The sequence below is a fragment of the Geodermatophilus sp. SYSU D01180 genome (genome assembly GCF_054050415.1).
Genome location: NZ_JBJGZH010000002.1, coordinates 14,470 through 31,019 on the forward strand (window position 1 = coordinate 14,470; position 16,550 = coordinate 31,019).

Annotated in this window: 16 protein-coding genes and 1 pseudogene; 10 read left to right on the plus strand and 7 right to left on the minus strand. The window is 77.4% G+C overall.

Annotation, left to right across the window (positions count from 1 at the left end):
- Positions 1-19: 19 nt before the first annotated feature.
- Positions 20-448: a hypothetical protein gene (locus ACI8AA_RS02825; RefSeq protein WP_457043001.1), complete on the minus strand. Its 429-nt coding sequence runs from the start codon at positions 446-448 to the stop codon at positions 20-22.
- A gap of 200 nt (positions 449-648) precedes the next feature.
- On the opposite strand from ACI8AA_RS02825, the gene ACI8AA_RS02830 reads away from it, so the two are divergent.
- From ACI8AA_RS02830 to ACI8AA_RS02840, 3 genes are all read left to right on the plus strand, one after another.
- Entirely contained in the window at positions 649-918 is a 270-nt protein-coding gene (locus ACI8AA_RS02830; RefSeq protein WP_457043002.1) for a DUF1876 domain-containing protein, read from the plus strand.
- 180 nt (positions 919-1,098) lie between these two features.
- Positions 1,099-1,293 carry a hypothetical protein gene (locus tag ACI8AA_RS02835; RefSeq protein ID WP_457043003.1) on the plus strand — a complete coding sequence of 65 codons (195 nt, stop codon included), beginning with the start codon at positions 1,099-1,101 and terminating at the stop codon, positions 1,291-1,293.
- Positions 1,294-1,419: 126 nt separating this feature from the next.
- Positions 1,420-2,394: a zinc-binding dehydrogenase gene (locus ACI8AA_RS02840; protein ID WP_457043004.1), complete on the plus strand. Its 975-nt coding sequence runs from the start codon at positions 1,420-1,422 to the stop codon at positions 2,392-2,394.
- A 2,771-nt stretch (positions 2,395-5,165) separates the two neighbouring features.
- Here the strand turns inward: ACI8AA_RS02840 and ACI8AA_RS02845 are convergent.
- Positions 5,166-5,405 carry a hypothetical protein gene (locus ACI8AA_RS02845; RefSeq protein ID WP_457043005.1) on the minus strand — a complete coding sequence of 80 codons (240 nt, stop codon included), beginning with the start codon at positions 5,403-5,405 and terminating at the stop codon, positions 5,166-5,168.
- Between the two features lie 221 nt (positions 5,406-5,626).
- Here ACI8AA_RS02845 and ACI8AA_RS02850 point away from each other — a divergent pair, with 221 nt between their 5' ends.
- The 6 genes from ACI8AA_RS02850 (at position 5,627) to ACI8AA_RS02875 (ending at position 11,080) form a co-directional block, all read left to right on the plus strand.
- A complete protein-coding gene (locus ACI8AA_RS02850; RefSeq protein ID WP_457043006.1) occupies positions 5,627-6,571 on the plus strand; it encodes a hypothetical protein in 945 nt (314 codons plus the stop codon).
- 96 nt (positions 6,572-6,667) lie between these two features.
- On the plus strand, positions 6,668-6,919 hold the full coding sequence (locus ACI8AA_RS02855) for a hypothetical protein (protein WP_457043007.1): 252 nt from the start codon (positions 6,668-6,670) through the stop codon (positions 6,917-6,919).
- Complete coding sequence (locus ACI8AA_RS02860; RefSeq protein WP_457043008.1) at positions 6,916-7,746, plus strand: hypothetical protein; 831 nt, start codon at positions 6,916-6,918, stop codon at positions 7,744-7,746. The genes ACI8AA_RS02855 and ACI8AA_RS02860 overlap by 4 nt, the downstream gene beginning before the upstream one ends.
- On the plus strand, positions 7,746-9,542 hold the full coding sequence (locus ACI8AA_RS02865) for a fumarate reductase/succinate dehydrogenase flavoprotein subunit (protein WP_457043009.1): 1,797 nt from the start codon (positions 7,746-7,748) through the stop codon (positions 9,540-9,542). Before ACI8AA_RS02860 ends, ACI8AA_RS02865 begins: the two co-directional genes overlap by 1 nt.
- Positions 9,539-10,351 carry a succinate dehydrogenase/fumarate reductase iron-sulfur subunit gene (locus ACI8AA_RS02870; RefSeq protein ID WP_457043010.1) on the plus strand — a complete coding sequence of 271 codons (813 nt, stop codon included), beginning with the start codon at positions 9,539-9,541 and terminating at the stop codon, positions 10,349-10,351. Before ACI8AA_RS02865 ends, ACI8AA_RS02870 begins: the two co-directional genes overlap by 4 nt.
- A gap of 108 nt (positions 10,352-10,459) precedes the next feature.
- Positions 10,460-11,080 (plus strand): hypothetical protein, encoded by a 621-nt coding sequence (locus ACI8AA_RS02875; RefSeq protein WP_457043011.1) that lies wholly within the window; start codon positions 10,460-10,462, stop codon positions 11,078-11,080.
- Between the two features lie 6 nt (positions 11,081-11,086).
- Here ACI8AA_RS02875 and ACI8AA_RS02880 read toward each other — a convergent pair whose 3' ends face one another.
- The 5 genes from ACI8AA_RS02880 to ACI8AA_RS02900 form a co-directional block, all read right to left on the minus strand.
- Entirely contained in the window at positions 11,087-12,556 is a 1,470-nt protein-coding gene (locus ACI8AA_RS02880) for a peptide ligase PGM1-related protein (RefSeq protein WP_457043012.1), read from the minus strand.
- A gap of 86 nt (positions 12,557-12,642) precedes the next feature.
- Positions 12,643-13,110 (minus strand): hypothetical protein, encoded by a 468-nt coding sequence (locus ACI8AA_RS02885; RefSeq protein WP_457043013.1) that lies wholly within the window; start codon positions 13,108-13,110, stop codon positions 12,643-12,645.
- 111 nt (positions 13,111-13,221) lie between these two features.
- Positions 13,222-14,490, minus strand: coding sequence for an epoxide hydrolase family protein (locus ACI8AA_RS02890; RefSeq protein WP_457043014.1), 1,269 nt, complete (start codon positions 14,488-14,490; stop codon positions 13,222-13,224).
- Between the two features lie 29 nt (positions 14,491-14,519).
- The gene (locus tag ACI8AA_RS02895; protein ID WP_457043015.1) at positions 14,520-15,506 is read right to left on the minus strand and encodes a thioredoxin; all 987 of its coding nucleotides are present in this window, start codon (positions 15,504-15,506) and stop codon (positions 14,520-14,522) included.
- 38 nt (positions 15,507-15,544) lie between these two features.
- Positions 15,545-15,967 carry a DUF6510 family protein gene (locus ACI8AA_RS02900; RefSeq protein WP_457043016.1) on the minus strand — a complete coding sequence of 141 codons (423 nt, stop codon included), beginning with the start codon at positions 15,965-15,967 and terminating at the stop codon, positions 15,545-15,547.
- A 130-nt stretch (positions 15,968-16,097) separates the two neighbouring features.
- Between ACI8AA_RS02900 and ACI8AA_RS02905 the strand changes: the two are divergent.
- Positions 16,098-16,505, plus strand: a pseudogene (locus ACI8AA_RS02905) (AAA family ATPase); the annotation flags it as partial.
- Between the last annotated feature and the right edge of the window lie 45 nt (positions 16,506-16,550).

Here is a 16,550-nt window from a genome sequence, read left to right on the forward strand (position 1 = left end):
GCGCGGCCCCGGTGGCGGGCTACCGCCGCGCCGGGCGCAGGCGGAGCAGCGCGCCCAGCGCGACCAGGATCCCGACGACGCCGCCGGCGATGCCGAGCCACAGGACGACGCGGACGACGACCTCCCAGCCCCCGGACAGGTCGAACGGGAAGACCTGCAGGACGCGCACCGTGGCCGCCAGGCCGAAGGCCGTCGTCACCAGCGTCCCCGCCGGCGCCGAGGCACCCCTGGGACGCGCCAGCTGCAGGAGCCCCACGACGATCCCGGCCACGAGCGCGGCGTCGACGTAGGGCAGCACCCGGGTCGTCCCGTCGGTCAGGAAGGGCACGACCTCCCACCCCGGCCACACGTGGATCAGCAGCAGGAGGACCCCGTCGGCCACCACGGCGGCCACGGCGTTCGCCCGCCGCCCGGCCGTCGAGGGGAGGCGGGCCCGGACCTCGGTCATGACCCGATGCTGGGGAGGCCGGGACCGCCTCCCCAGGGCCGGAGGTCGGCCCGGGGCGGGACGAACGGACGCCGCGTGGGTCCGCCGTGCCGGGACGGGTGCCCCCGGGCCACAGGTCCCGGGTACTCCGGCCTTCCGGCCGCGTCGGCCGCCCGCCCGGCCGGGCACCCTCGGGGTCCCACCACCGAGAGGAGGCCGACGTGGACACGGTGAAGACCTGGACGGTGCGCATCGACATCGGCGAGCACGACGGCCGGACCCGCGCCGTCGCCCACCTCCAGCCCCGCGAGACCGCGGCGGTCACCGGGATCGGGTTCGCCCGGCTGGACCCGGCCGACCGGGACGTCCCCGAGATCGGCGACGAGATCGCCGTCGCCCGGGCGCTGTCCGACCTGGCCCACCGGCTGCTGCGGACCGCGACGGAGGACGTCGAGCATTCCACCGGCGAGACCGCGCACCTGGTGATGTGAGGGCCGGCCGGCCCCCGGAGGTCCGGCCGCACCGGCGGGGACCCGGCCGGTGCGGTGAGTCCCGGCCGTGCCGGGAGTCCTCGTGACCGGTACCGCGGGCGCTCCGGAGGACGGGGAGCCGGTCGGCGACGAGGAACTCGACGCGGACCACCGGGTCCGGACACGCAGGAGGGGGTCGTCATGGACGTCCCGCACACCGGTCCCGAGGACGACCTGCGGATCGAGCTCGGCCTCGCGCGCCTGGAGCTCGACGCCGCACGGCGGGCGCGGCGGGGCAAGGACACGCCCGCGGCCCGGCAGCAGGTGGTGGACGCGATGGGCCGCATCGACCGGCTGCTCGACCGGTGGAACGACCTCGCGCGCACTCCCGTCTGACCGCCCGCCCACCGGGACGTCCGCCGCGCCGGGCGCCGGATCGTCGGGATGCGGGACCGCGGTGATCCTGCAGGCTGGGGGCCGCCGCCCCGGGCGCCGGGGCGCCCGGCTGGACGGAGGACACCCATGTGGGCACAGACGCTGCGCGGTCCCTTCCGGTTCGAGGAGGTGGAGGTCCCGGCCCCGGACGCCGGCGCGCTGGCGCCGGGGCACGTGCTGCTGGCCACCCGCGCCGGCGCGATCTGCGGCAGCGACCTGCCCAACTTCCGCGGCGGCGTGTGGCCGCACCCGGCCGCCGAGGACGGCTGGGGCGCCACCCGCGCGCCGGGCTTCCCGATGCACGAGATCGTCGGGGAGGTGGTCGCCAGCCGGCACCCCGACCACGCCCCGGGCGACCTCGTCGTCGGCTGGGCGTCGATGTTCGACGGCATCGCCGAGCTCGTCGTCACCGACGGCGAGGGCGTGGCCGGCTACGACACCGCGCTGCCGCCCACGACCGCGGTCATGCTGCAGCCGCTGGCCTGCGTGCTGTACGCCGCCGAGCAGCTCGGCGACGTGTCCGGGCAGTCGGTGGCCGTGATCGGCCAGGGCCCGATCGGGCTGCTGTTCAGCCACGTGCTCAAGGCGCGCGGCGCGGCGCGGGTGACCGGCGTCGACCCGGTGGACCGCCGCGACGTCGCGTCCGCCTTCGGCGTCGACGAGACGGTGACGGCGCGGGCCGAGCGGTGGGCGGGCACGCTGTCCGACGCCGACCGGCCCGCCGTCGTCGTCGAGGCCGTGGGCCACCAGGTGACGACGCTCAAGCCCGCGCTGGACGCCGTCGCGCCCGGCGGCCAGGTCTTCTACTTCGGCGTCCCGGACGACCCGATCTATCCCTTCGACATGATGACCTTCCTGCGGAAGAACCTGACCCTCCGCTCGGGCGTCACCCTGGAGCGCCGGCGGGTGCTGGCCGACGCCAGCGCCTACCTGGCCGCGCACCCGGAGCTGCGCGACTGCTACGTCACGCACGTCCACCCGGTCGCCGACGTGGAGGCGGCCTTCGGCGCCGCGGTCGCGCCCCGGCCGGGGCAGCTCAAGATCGCGGTCGACATGACCTGACGGGCGCCGTCCCGACCCCCCGTCGGAGGTCGGAGACGTGTTGCGCCTGCCGCGCGGGCCCCAGCATGCTGGCGCGGCACGGGGTTCCGGACGACCACGCACCGCCACCACCTGGAGGCTCCATGCGTGCACGACGTCGGCGTCCCGCCGGTGCCCGAGGCGGCGGCGCGCGGCCTGTCCTCGTCCGCCCACGCCGGCCCCGGCGTCGCCCCGTCGTCAGCCACGACCCCGACGCGTCCCGGGTGGCGTCCCGCCGCCTCTCCCGCCGGGCCGAGGACGCCGTCACCGTCGCGGGGGCGCTGGTGTTCTCCGCGGTCGTGGCCGGCACCGCGGACGTCGTGACGAACGAGGTCACCAGCTCGGACACCGCCGCGGACCCCTCGTCCTCCGCGACGGTGTGGCTGCTCCTCGGCATCGCCCTGCTGCTCCTGGGCGGGGTGCTCTCGGCGCTGGTCGCGCGGTGGGTCAGCGGGCGGCGTCCGGCGGCGGTCCGGCCGGCCGGGGTGCGGTCCCCCGAGCGGACGGTGTGGTGGTCCCGGCTGCCCGGCCGTGCCGCGCGCACCGCGACGGGCGCCGCGGTCCTGCTCGTCACGACCGGGGTCGCCTCGCTGGCGCAGGCCCTGCAGGGCACGCCCGCCACGGGCGGGATCGTGCGCGCGTTCAGCGCGATCTGGGAGAGCCCGCCCGCCCCGTCGAACCCGCCTCCGCCCGCCGCGGCGCCGTCGGGCGAGCCGGCGCCGGAGGACGCGGACGCCGGGACCCCGCCGGCTCCGGAGGTCCCGGCCGCCACCGGTGAGGCGCCGCCGCCCGCAGGTGGCGTCGGGGCCCCGCCGAGCGTGGTCGCTCCCACCCCCGAGGCCGCGCCGCCGCCGGCGCCCGCCCCGGCGCCCGAGACGGACGCGCCCGATGCCGGTGTCGAGCCGGCGCCCGCTCCGGACACCGCACCACCGACCGTCGACGAGTCCGCACCGCCGGCCGCGCCGCAACCGGACGCCGAGGCCGGGGCCGGGTTCGGGAGCGAGGACGCCGAGCCGCCGACCGGGGTCGACGAGGTGCCCGAGCCAGGTGCCGGGTCCGTCCCGTCGCTGCCGGAGCCCGAGACGGAGTCCGGGCCGTCGACCGACACCGGGTCCTCGGCCGACACCGGGTCCTCGGCCGACACCGGGTCCTCGGCCGACACCGGGTCCTCGGCCGACACCGGGTCCTCGGCCGACACCGGGTCGTCGAGCGGCGACGAGCCGGCGCCCCTGCCGGAGACGCCGCCCGAGCCCGAGACGCCGTCCGAGCCCGAGGCGCCGTCCGGGCCCGACACCTCGAGCGAGCCCGACACCGCGACCGAGCCCGAGACCCCATCCGCGCCGGAGACGTCGACCGAGTACGAGCCGGCCCCCGCGCCGGAGACGCCATCCGAGCCAGAGACGCCATCCGAGCCAGAGACGCCATCCGAGCCGGAGACGCCATCCGAGCCGGAGACGCCATCCGAGCCGGAGACGCCGTCCGTGCCGGCACCGGCCCCCGACGCGGCAACCGAGACGGAGCCGGGAGCGGACCCGGCGGGTGAGCCCGAGACGCCGCCCGAGCCGGCCCCGGCGCCCGAGCCGGCCCCGGCGCCCGAGCCGGAGCCCGCACCGGAGACCTCGGTCGCCCCGGAGCCGGAGCCCGAGCCGGAGCCCGCACCGGAGACCTCGGTCGCCCCGGAGCCGGAGCCCGAGCCGGAGCCGCAGCCGGCTCCTGGACCCGAGGCGGCGCCCCAGCCGGATACCGCGCCCGCGCCGGAGCCCGCACCCACTCCTGCGCCCGAGCCGGCACCGGCACCCCAGCCGGAGCCGGTGCCAGCGCCAGCGCCGGAGTCACCTCCCGCACCGCAATCGGAGGCGCCGCAAGCAGAGGCACCGCAACCGGAGGCACCGGTCGAGGCGGGCCCGGGACACCAGTCCGCTCCCCCGCCCGGAGCGGAACCCGCACCGGCACCCGCGCCTACGCCCGCACCCGTACCGGAGCCGGTGCCCCAGTCCGAGATGGCGCCTGCGCCGGCACCTGCCCCCGAACCGGCACCGCAGCCGGAGGCGACGCCGGCGCCGGGAGCCCCGTCTGAGCAGGCTCCCCAGCTCGAGCCGCAGCCGGTGCCCGCACCCGGGCCCGAGGCGCCGCCGGCACCGGCGGACGACCAGCCGCCGGTCCCGCAGCCCGAGGTCCCGCCTGCGCCGGCGCCCCTGCCGGACCCGGCACCCGACCTGGAAGCGCCTCCGGCGCCCGAGCCAGCGCCGCAGCCGGCTCCGGCACCCGCGCCCGAGCCAGCGCCGCAGCCGGCTCCGGCACCGGCCCCCGAGCCGGCGCCCGCGCCCGAGCCCGCCCCTCAGCCCGAGCCCGCGCCTCAGCCCGAGCCCGCCCCTCAGCCCGAGCCGGAGCCTGCGCCGGCACCGGAGCCCGGGCCGGCACCCGAGGCCCCGCCGGCGCCCGTACCAGCACCAGAGCCCGAACCGGCACCAGAGCCCGAACCGGCACCGGCACCCGAGCCAGAGCCGGCCGGTGAGCCGGCACCGGCACCCGAGCCAGAGCCGGCCGGTGAGCCGGCACCGGCACCCGAACCGGCACCCGCACCCGAACCGGCACCCGCACCCGAACCGGCGCCTCAGCCGGAGCCGGCCGTCGAACCAGCGCCGGCGCCCGAACCCGCACCAGAACCGGCTCCGGAGCCGGCACCAGCACCCGAGCCGGCTCCCGAGCCCGCAGAGGAGGCACCTCCGGCGCCGTGAGCGGCCGCGGCGCGGTCAGCCGCGCCGGGCGGCTCCCGGGGTGCCGTCGTGCGGGCCGGCGGACCGCGCCGACCGGGCATCGAGCCAGGCCTGGAACTCCGTCCGGCGACCGGCGCCCGCCCGGGCCGCGCCGACCACGGCCAGGAGCACGACGACGGCCACGAGCAGCAGCAGGCCGACGACGATGGACTCCCAGCCGAACAGCGGCGGGACGGTCATGCTCCCCGGGTCCGGCGGGGTCGGGACGTCTGCCACGGTCCGAGCGTGCCCGGTCGCGCGCTCCCGCGGCGCCCGGCGGCGGTCTTCCACCCGCGCGGGCGACGTCACGCAGAGAGACCCCCGGAGCCGGCAGCACCCGATCAGGCGCGGCGCCGTCGCCTCCCGGGTGATCCACCCCGGACGCCCGGACGGCGCCCCCGCCCGCCGCCCTACCGTCCCGGGAACCGGAACGGACCCGGACGGAGGGAGGCAGCGGGATGACCGTCGAGTTGCAGGTCGACGAGGAGCTCCGCCCGGCGGGCCCGGAGCGGCGCCGGCCCAACGTGTCGGGGGACCTGCCCACGGTCCTCGAGGCCGGGCCGATGTTCGGCCGCGCGGTGGCCGGCTACGACCGCTTCCAGGTCGACACCTACGTGCAGTGGGCCGAGGACCAGCTCGCCACCGCCGACCACGAGCGCGAGCACCTGGTCACCCGGCTGCTGAGCACCCGCGCCGCGCTCGACGAGGCCCGGGCGCTGCTCGGCCACTCGTCCGGGGGTGGGGAGTTCCTCCAGCTGTCCCGGCGGATCGGGTCGATGCTCGCCGCGGCGGCCGACGAGGCCGAGGGCATGCGCGCCGAGGCCGAGGCCGCCTGGGCCGCGGCCTCCGAGCAGGCGGACCGCGTCCTCGCCCGCGCGCAGCGGACCCTCGCCGACGCCGAGGCCGAGGCCGACCGGACGGCGGCCGCCGCGGCCGCGCACGCCGCGGAGACGACGGAGCGGGCCGCCCGGGTCCTCGACGACGCCGGGCGCGCGGCCGCCGCCACCCGCGCGGAGGCCGACGCGCGACTCGAGGAGGTGCTGACGGCCGAGCGCCGCGCCGCCGCCCACGCCGACCGGGTGCGGCAGCGGGCCGAGGAGGACGCGGCCGCCGCCCGGGTCCGGGCGCGGGCCGAGATCGTCGCGATGCTGGCCACCGGGCGCGAGGAGCGGCGGCGCGCCGACGCCGAGGCGACCACCACCCGGGAGCGCCTCGACCGGGAGGCGGTCACGCGGCGCGCCGCCCTCCTGGCCGAGCTGGCGGACCTCGGGCGGCAGCGGGCCGCGCTCCGGGCGGAGCTCGACCTGCCCGCCCGCCCGGCGCCCCCGCCGCCGCCCGGCCGGCTGCACGTCCTCCGGCAGTGGTCGGGCCTCCTGCGCGGGGTGCGCGACCGCGCGTCCTGACCCGGACGGCGCAGCGCCCCCTTCCCCGGCCCCGGCGTCGGTGGTCCACTTCCCCCCTCGGCTTCCCGGCGACGCCAGCAGGGTCTGGAGGCGGCGATGTCCCTGGAGCAGGACGTGGCGGCGGCCCGCCGCGCGGTGGACGCGCTGGAGGAGGCGTGCGCACCGCTGACGGGTCACTTCGGGGACACCGTGGACGCCCGCCGGCTCAGGGTCGACGTCGCCCGGCTGCGGGACGACCTGGCCCTCCTCTGCGGCACCCGGGTCCGCACGGCCTGGGAGCCGTTCGCGGCCGTCTACGGCGACGGCGACGACGAGGGCCTGGGCGGGTCCGGCCGCACCCACCGGTGACCACCACCGCGCCGCGCGGGACGGGGGCGACCTCGGCCGGACGCGGTGACGGCGGGCCGGCCCCCCGCCGCGCGACGATCGCGGCGCGCACGCTGCGCACCGACCGCTGGTGGCTGCAGCCGGCGCTCACCGTCGCGGCGCTGCTGGCGTTCGTCGTCTACGCGACGGTCCGGGCGTTCCAGGGCGCGTACTACTTCTCCGAGCCCTACATCTCGCCGTTCTACTCGCCGTGCCTGTCGACCCGGTGCGAGGGCGACACCTTCCCGGAGCTGTTCACCGGCCCGACGTGGATCTCCCCGGCGATCTACGTCCTGGTGTTCCCGCTGGGCATCCGGTTGACCTGCTACTACTACCGCAAGGCCTACTACCGGTCGTTCTGGCTGTCCCCGCCGGCCTGCGCGGTCGCCGAGCCGCACCGGCGCTACACCGGTGAGACGCGGTTCCCGCTGGTCGGGCAGAACGTGCACCGCTACTTCCTCTACGCGGCGCTGCTCATCAACGTCGTCCTCTTCTACGACGCCGTCCTCGCCTTTCGCGACGAGACCGGCGAGTGGGGCCACATGGGCCTGGGCACGCTCGTGCTGCTGGTCAACGCGACGCTGCTGGCCCTCTACTCGCTGTCCTGCCACTCGTGCCGGCACGTCGTCGGCGGGCGGCTGAACAACTTCTCCCGGCACCCGCTGCGCTACCGCGCCTGGACGCTGGTCTCCCGGCTCAACGCCCGCCACATGCAGTGGGCCTGGGCGTCGATGGCCAGCGTCGCGCTGGCCGACCTCTACGTCCTCCTGCTCGCCACCGACACGATCCGGGACGTGAGGTTCTTCTGATGGAGCTCGAGCGGCACGCCTACGACGTCGTGGTGGTCGGGGCCGGCGGCGCCGGCCTGCGCGCGGCGATCGCGGCGCACGAGGCCGGGGCGCGCACCGCCGTCGTCTGCAAGTCCCTGCTCGGCAAGGCGCACACGGTCATGGCCGAGGGCGGCATCGCCGCGGCGATGGGCAACGCCTGGCCGGAGGACGGCTGGCGGGTGCACTTCCGGGACACCATGCGCGGCGGGAAGATGCTCAACCACTGGCGGATGGCGCAGATCCACGCGCAGGAGGCGCCCGACCGGGTGCGCGAGCTGGAGGACTGGGGCGCGCTGTTCGACCGCACCCCCGACGGGCTGATCAGCCAGCGGGACTTCGGCGGCCACCGCTACGCGCGGCTCGCGCACGTCGGCGACCGCACCGGCCTGGAGCTCATCCGCACGCTGCAGCAGCGCACCGTCGCCCTCGGCGTCGACGTGTTCATGGAGTGCACGGTCACCCGGCTGCTCACCGACGACGAGGGCCTCACGGGGGCGTTCGGCTACTGGCGGGAGTCGGGCCGGTTCGTCGCCTGGGAGGCACCGTCGGTCGTGCTGGCCACCGGCGGCATCGGCAAGGCCTGGAAGGTCACCTCGAACTCGTGGGAGTACACCGGCGACGGGCACTCGCTGGCGCTGCAGGCCGGCGCCGGGCTGGTGAACATGGAGTTCGTCCAGTTCCACCCGACCGGGATGGTCTGGCCGCCGTCGGTCCGCGGGATCCTGGTCACCGAGAGCGTCCGCGGCGACGGCGGCGTGCTGCGCAACTCGGCCGGCAACCGGTTCATGTTCGACTACATCCCGGACTACTTCCGCAAGGAGACCGCGGAGACCGAGGACGAGGCCGACCGCTGGTACGAGGACAAGAAGAACAACCGGCGCCCGCCCGAGCTGCTGCCCCGCGACGAGGTCGCCCGCGCCATCAACAGCGAGGTCAAGGCCGGCCGCGGCTCCCCGCACGGCGGCGTCTTCCTCGACATCGCCACCCGCCGCCCGGCCGAGTACGTCCGCCGCCGGTTGCCGTCGATGTACCACCAGTTCAGGGAGCTGGCCGACGTCGACATCACCGCCGAGGCGATGGAGGTCGGGCCCACCTGCCACTACGTGATGGGCGGCGTCGAGGTGGACCCGGACACCGCCGCGGCGTCCGTGCCGGGGCTGTTCGCGGCGGGCGAGGTCGCCGGCGGGATGCACGGCTCCAACCGGCTGGGCGGCAACTCGCTGTCGGACCTGCTGGTGTTCGGCCGCCGCGCCGGCGCGGCCGCGGCCGAGCACGCGGCCAAGCGGGCCGGCGTGGTCGCGCTCGCCGACGAGGCGCTGGCCGACGCGGCCCGGGCGGCGCTGGCGCCGTTCGAGCGGGAGGGCGGCGAGAACCCCTACACCGTGCAGCAGGACCTGCAGCAGACGATGCACGACCTGGTCGGGATCATCCGCACCGCGCCGGAGGTGGAGCAGGCGCTGGACCGGATCGCCGCCCTGCGGGAGCGGGTCGCGGCGGTGTCGGTCGAGGGGCACCGGCAGTACAACCCCGGCTGGCACCTGGCCCTGGACCTGCCGCACCTGCTGCTGGTCAGCGAGTGCGTCGCCCGCGCCGCGCTCGCCCGCGAGGAGAGCCGCGGCGGGCACACCCGCGACGACTTCCCCGCGCCCGACCCGGAGTGGGGGCGCACCAACCTGGTCTGCACCCGGACGCCGGACGGCGGGGTGACCGTGGCCCGGCAGCCGCTGCCACAGATGCCGCCGGAGCTGGCGGAGGTCTTCGAGGAGGGCGCATGACCGAGCCTGCGGAGCCGAGCATCGGGGGGACCGACGGCGGCAGGGACCGGGACGGCGGGTACGACGCCACCTTCCGGGTCTGGCGGGGCGACGCCTCCGGCGGGGAGCTGCAGACCTTCACCGTGCCGGTGCACGAGGGCGAGGTGGTCCTCGACGTCATCCACCGGCTGCAGGCCACGCAGGCCGGCGACCTCGCCGTCCGGTGGAACTGCAAGGCCGGCAAGTGCGGCTCGTGCAGCGCGGAGGTCAACGGCCGGCCGCGGCTGATGTGCCTGACCCGGATGAGCACGTTCGCCGAGGACGAGCCGGTGACCGTCACCCCGCTGCGCACGTTCCCGGTGATCCGCGACCTGGTCACCGACGTCTCCTACAACTACGAGAAGGCCGCGCAGGTCCCGGCGTTCACCCCGCGCCCGCGCGACGCCGACGGCAACCACCGGATGCAGCAGGTCGACGTCGAGCGGCCGCAGGAGTTCCGCAAGTGCATCGAGTGCTGGCTGTGCCAGGACACCTGCCACGTCATCCGCGACCACGAGGACAACAAGGCCGCCTTCGCCGGGCCGCGCTTCCTCATCCGGCTGGCCGAGCTGGACATGCACCCGCTCGACGTCGTCGACCGCCGGGACGCCGCCCGGGAGGAGTTCGGCCTGGGCTACTGCAACATCACCAAGTGCTGCTCGGAGGTCTGCCCCGAGGGCATCCACCTCACCGACAACGGCATCATCCCGCTCAAGGAGCGGGTGGTGGACCGCCGGTACGACCCGCTGACCTGGCTGGGGTCGCGTATCGGGCGGCGCCCGCGGCGCTGACCCGGGGGACGCGCACGTGCCCGTTGCCACGGGCGGCGACCGCGGGAACGCTCGCCGGTGCGGCGGTGCCGCACCGGGCGTCGCCGCACGCACGAGAGGAGCGGTGACGTGTACGCACGGACGACCACCATCCACGGCACGGCGCAGGCGATCGACGACGCGGTCACCTACATGCGCGACGACGTGATGCCGGCGGTCCAGGAGATGGACGGCTTCGTCGGCCTGTCCTTCCTCGCCGACCGCGACACCGGCCGCTGCATCATCGCGACCGCCTGGCAGACCGAGGAGGCGATGGGCGCCACGGCCGACCGGGTGCGGCCGATGCGCGACCGGGTCGCGGAGCTCCTCGGCGGCGGGGCGGAGGTGCGGACCTGGGAGATCGCGGCGCTCCACCGGCTGCACGAGGCGCCGGCCGGGGCCTGCGCGCGGGTCACCTGGGTGCGTTCGGACCCCGCGCGGGTCGACGAGCTCCTGGACACCTTCCGGATGGGCGTGCTGCCGAGGGTCGAGGAGCTGGACGGCTTCTGCAGCGCGAGCCTGCTGGTCGACCGCCACGAGGGCGCGGCGGCCGCCACCGTGACCTACGCGGACCGCGCGTCCCTGGAGCGCAACCGGGAGGCCGGTGCGGGCATCCGGGAGCGGGCGAGCCGGGAGAGCGGGGCCGAGATCACCGAGGTCGCCGAGTTCGAGCTGGTGCTGGCCCACCTCCGGGTGCCCGAGACCGTCTGAGCGCCGTCACGGCCCGGCGGCCACCGGCTGCCGGGCCAGCCGGTCGACGCACGCGTGGGTGCGCTCGAGCAGCCCGTGCGCCGCGGCGGGGGTCGGCGCGATCGCGGTCAGGCCGAACCGGCCGTCGACCGCCAGCCCCGACAGCATGTGCAGGACGACGCCGGTGCGGGTGCGCCGGTCGAAGCGCAGCCCCTCCCGGTCCACCGCCTCGACGACCTCCCGCGGCGGCAGCCCGGTCCAGGCCGGGTCGACCAGGTTGTCGGTGGCGCAGTAGCAGTGGACGGTGCCGTCGTCGGCGGTCCACCGGCCGGCCTCCGGGTCGTAGCGGCCGGGCACGAGGTTGCGCAGCACCGTGTACGGGTGCGTCGTGCCGCCCTTGCGGAGGTTGATCTCCAGCCCCTGCAGCGTCCACCCGCCCGGGCCGGACGTGGCGACGAAGTCCACGCCGTACCGGCCGCGGGCGCCGCACCGGGCCAGCGCCTCCCCCGCCGCCCGCCCGTACCGCCCCAGCTCCGCGGCGTAGTGCGGCTCGGCCGGGAACCGGCAGCCGAGGTACACCTGGCCGCTGTCCCCGCCGAGCACCTGCTCGTGCGTGGAGAGCACCGTGACGCGCCCGTCCGGGGTGATCTCGCCCTGCACGCTGGGGCTGGCGAACCGGTCCCCGGTCACGAACTCCTCGACGACGCCGCCGAGGGTCAGCGCGGTGAGGTACCAGTCGGGCAGCCGGCGGACGGCGTCGCGCAGGTGGCCCGCGGAGCCGGGCAGGCCCTCCCGGCGCAGCACCACGTTGCCGTCGCCGGCGCCGCTGTCGTCGAGCTTGAGCACCACGCCCGCGGCGGTCGGCCGGCGGCGCAGCACGTCGTCGACGGCGCGGTCGACGTCGTCGACGGTGTGCACGTCCTCGCACCCGGCCGGCACCGGCACGCCGGCGTCGGCGAGCAGCCGCCGGCCGGCGCTCTTGAACCCCAGCGGCCACAGCTCGGGAGCGGTGCCGTCGACGGGGACGTCCAGCCGCCGGGCGATCTCCACCTCGTCGGCGGTGACGTTCCACGGCTCGAGGAACGCCGGCCGGCCGCCGATGTGCCGGCGCAGGTCCTCGACCAGGTCCGGCCGGTCGCGCAGCTTCGCGGCGACCGGGCGGTAGGACGCGTCCGGGACGACGAGCACCCGCAGCCGCCGGCGCACCGAGGCGCGGTCGGCGGGCGGCACCAGGGAGAGGTAGTGGTCGACCAGCGCCTGCGGCGGCGGGGCGCTGCTGACGAAGACCAGCTCGCAGCCGGGGACGCGGGGCAGCAGGAGGACGGTGACCAGGTACCGGTGCTCCAGGGCCGGCAGGCGGTCGGCGTAGTGGGACAGCAGCGACTCGCCGATGCTGAACGAGGGCAGCGTCACCAGCACGTGCGGCGTCGGGGAGCCCGGCGCGTTCGCCGCGCAGGCCGGTGCCAGGTCCCGCTGCAGCTCGGCGAACTCCCGCACGGCGGCCCCCCGGCGCACTCGGCCCCCGCGCGTCGACCATCCTCCCGCGGGACCGGCGGCCGGAGGAGGCCGTCGGGCGCGCGACCTCAGGAGCGGCCGGTCAGCCAGAGCAGGAGCCCGATGACCAGCCCGACCGTCGAGTGGCCGACCACGCCCCGGGCGTGGCTGACCAGCGGGTAGGCGGTCATCGTCGGCAGCGCGGTCCCCTCGTCGACCAGCACGAGGGCGGCGGCGCCGACGGCCGGCCCGGCGGCCAGCGGCGACCAGCCGCGGCGGACCAGCGTCGCGGCGAGCACCCCGTAGGTCACGCCGAGGGTGCGGTGCACGGCGAGCCCCACCCGGCCGGCCGCGGCGTCGTCGAGGTCGCGCCCCGCGACGGCGCCGAGCTGCTTGCCCAGCTGCACGAGCGCGCCGCCCGGCGCGATCTCCTCCTCCCGCCGTCGGGACTCCGCGCTCTGCCGGCCGTGGAACCAGCCGGTGGCGGCGTCCATGGTGCGGCTGGCCGCGTACCCGGCCAGTGCCCCGGTCCAGAGCGAGCTGCGGCTACCCGTCATGGCGCCACCGTGGCGGTCCGGCGCCGCGCCGGGCAGGGGGTGCGGGCCGCCGCGGGGCCGCCGCGGGACGGAGCGGGCGCGTCCGGACGGTCGGTGCCCGCGGACCCACGGTCAGGCGGGGGTGCGCGGCGCCGCGGCGTCGGCGACCGACCCGCGCGGGCCGGGCACCGGGGGCCGGCGCAGCGGCCGGAACGCGGTCCGCAGCTCGTCGACGAGCAGGTGCGGCTCCTCCCACGCGGCGAAGTGCCCGCCGCGGGGCAGCCGGTTGTAGTGGATGAGCCGGGGGTAGGCGCGCTCGGCCCAGCTCAGCGGCGCCTCGTACTGCTCGCCGGGGAAGACGCTGACCGCCACCGGGATCTGCACGCCCTTCGCGTCGAAGAAGCCGCCGCGGTACTCCCAGTACAGCCGGGAGGCGGAGACGCCGGTGCCGGTCAGCCAGTACAGCGTCACGTTGTCGAGGACCTCGTCGCGCGTGAGCTCGCCGGTGCCGCTCGCCGTCCGGTCGAGGGCGGCCAGGACGGCCGCGGCGGGCTGGCCGTCGGCGTCGTTGTGGTCGAGCAGCCAGGCGGCCAGGCCGACGGGTGAGTCCGCGATGCCGTAGAGGGTCTGCGGGCGGGCGGCCATGTAGCGGGCGTACTCGACCTGCCCGAACGTGCGCAGCAGCTGCCCGTAGGCGCGGCGCTCCTCGTCGGAGAGGCCGGGCGGCGGCGGCTCGCCGGCCAGGGCGGCCGCGTTGACGTCGGCCGGGACGGTGGCCGGCATGTTGGTGTGGACGGCGAGCAGCCCCGGCGGCGCCTGCAGGCCCATCTGGTCGACGACGAACGCGCCCCAGTCGCCGCCCTGCGCGACCCAGCGCTCGTAGCCCAGGCGCTCCATGAGCGTGGCCCAGGCGCGGGCCATGCGCTCCGGCCCCCAGCCGGTGGCCGCCGGCTTGCCGGAGAAGCCGTAGCCGGGCATCGAGGGGACGACGACGTCGAAGGCGTCGGACGCGTCGCCGCCGTGTGCCGGTGGGTCCACGAGCGGGCCGACGATCTTGAGCTGCTCGACCACCGAGCCGGGCCACCCGTGGTTGACGACCAGCGGCAGGGCGTCCGGGTGCGGGGAGCGGACGTGCAGGAAGTGGACGTCCAGCCCGTCGATCTCGGTGAGGAACTGGGGCAGGGCGTTGAGCCGCGCCTCGCAGGCGCGCCAGTCGTAGGCGGTGGCCCAGTGGTCCGCGAGGGCCCGCATGGTGGCGAGCGGGACGCCCTGGGAGGTGTCCGGGACCGTCTCCCGCTCCGGCCAGACCGTCGCCGCGACGCGCCGACGCAGCTCGGTGAGCGCCTCCTCGGGCACCTCCACGCGGAACGGGCGGACGGTCCCTGCTGCCGCGGTCGTCATGGCCGGGTCCCTCCTGGGGGTGCGTCGGTCTAGCCGAAGGTGAGGACGTACCCGGCGACGCCGGGGGCGGTGAACTCGACCTCGAACAGCCGGTCGTCGACCGGGCCCGGCTGCCGGACCAGCTGGTACAGCCGCCGGCCGGTGGCGATGCCGTGGCCCCGCGCGTCCACGTCGCCGCCGGCCGCCTCCCCCGGCGGCCGCCCGTCCAGCCGCACGCGGAAGGGCACGGAGACCCCCGGGGCGATCGGGCCCATGACCAGGTGCAGGTCGCGGGCGCGGAAGCGGCAGGCCAGCCGCCCGCCCGGCTCGTCGAGCACCACGGCCTCGGCGCCGACGGTCCAGCGCCCGGCCGCCGCCCAGGCGCCGGGCCGCAGGCGCGCCGGGACCTCGTACACGTGCGGCCGGTCGGGGGCCGTGCCCTGCGGGGAGCCGAAGGCGGAGGACCGGCCGTAGCCGAGGTACTCCTCCGGCGAGCCCAGGGCGTCCCAGTCGGCGGGGGCCTCGACGCCCTGGCCGACGACGGTGACCGGGTCGCGGCCGAGGACGTCGGCGCCGGCCTCGGCCAGCAGCTGCTGGAGCACCGTCTCCGACCGCGTCTCGCCGCCCTCCCCGAACCAGTGGTGGCGGATGCGCCCGGTGACGTCGACGAAGTACAGCGCCGGCCAGTACCGGTTGGCGAAGGCCCGCCAGATCGCGTACCCGCTGTCCAGCGCGACCGGGTGGGTGACGCGCAGGTCCTCGAGCGCCCGGCGCACGGCACCGGCGTCCCGCTCGAAGGAGAACTCCGGCGTGTGCACGCCGAGGACCACCAGCCCGTCCTCCCGGTACCGGTCGGCCCACGCCCGCACGTAGGGCAGGGTGCGCAGCCAGTTGATGCACGTGAAGGTGCAGAAGTCGACGAGGACGACGCGGCCGCGCAGCGCCTCGGTCGACAGCGGCTCGGTGTTCAGCCACCCGGTCGCCCCGTCGAGCGCCGGCATCCTGCCCTCCGTGGGCAGCAGTGCGGGGGTCGCCATCTCCCGGACCTCCTCGACGTGGCTCGGGTGGACGGGGCTCAGGTGCCGGCGCCGGGCCCGACGGCCGGTTCCGGGGACCACCACAGGAGCCGGATGCCGCTCATCTCCAGCCGGGTGCCGGAGGCGTCCGAGCCGCAGCGCAGGACGACCTGCATGCAGGTGGGACAGCGGAGCACGAGGGCGGGCGCGTCGGCGTAGACCAGGTGCGCCCCGAGCGGGGCGCGGCCGCCGCAGTACGTGCAGGTGGACACGGCCGCGGTCGCCTCGGCGGTGAGCACCTCGGCCAGGACGCCGGCCGCCGCGTTGCCGTCCAGCCGGCGCTCGTCGACCCCGGAGGGCGCCCCGCCGGTCCCCTCGTCGGGCAGGTGCTCGGACCGGTCCATCGCCGTCCCCTCCCCCCGGCCGCGGACGCTGCCGTGGCGGCCACTGTCGCGCCGGGCGCCGGGCCGCGCATCGGTCATCCGACCGTCCCCGGCGGCCGCGCACCCCTGCCGCCGCCGCGCCCGCTGCGGGAGACTCGCACCTCCACGGGGTGAGGCCACGACGCCGGCACGGAGCGACCGTCCGGGCGGCGAGTCGAGGGAGGCCCCCGTGGGCGACACCACGACCGGAGGCACCGGACTGGTCGGCCGGGACGCCGAGGGCGGCGTCGTCCGGGCGTTCCTCGACCGGGCCGCCTGCCGGGGCGACGCGCTGGTGGTGACCGGCGACCCCGGCGTCGGGAAGACCGCGGTGCTCGACGCGGCGGCGGGGACGGCGGCCGCGGCCGGGGCGCTGGTGCTGCGCGCCGCGGGGGTGCGGTCCGAGACGGAGGTCGGCTCCGCCGGCCTCTCCCAGCTGCTCCTGCCGCTGCTCGAGGGGCCCGACGGCCCGCCCCCCACCGCCCTCGCCACCGCCCTCGGCGCCCGGCCGGGAGCGCCGCCCGGTCCGCTGGCGACGGCGACCGCGGCCCTGGCGCTGGTCGACCACGCGGCGCGGGGGCGGCCGGTCCTCCTCGTCGTCGACGACCTGCCGGGGGGGGGGGGGGGGGGGGGGGGGGGGGGG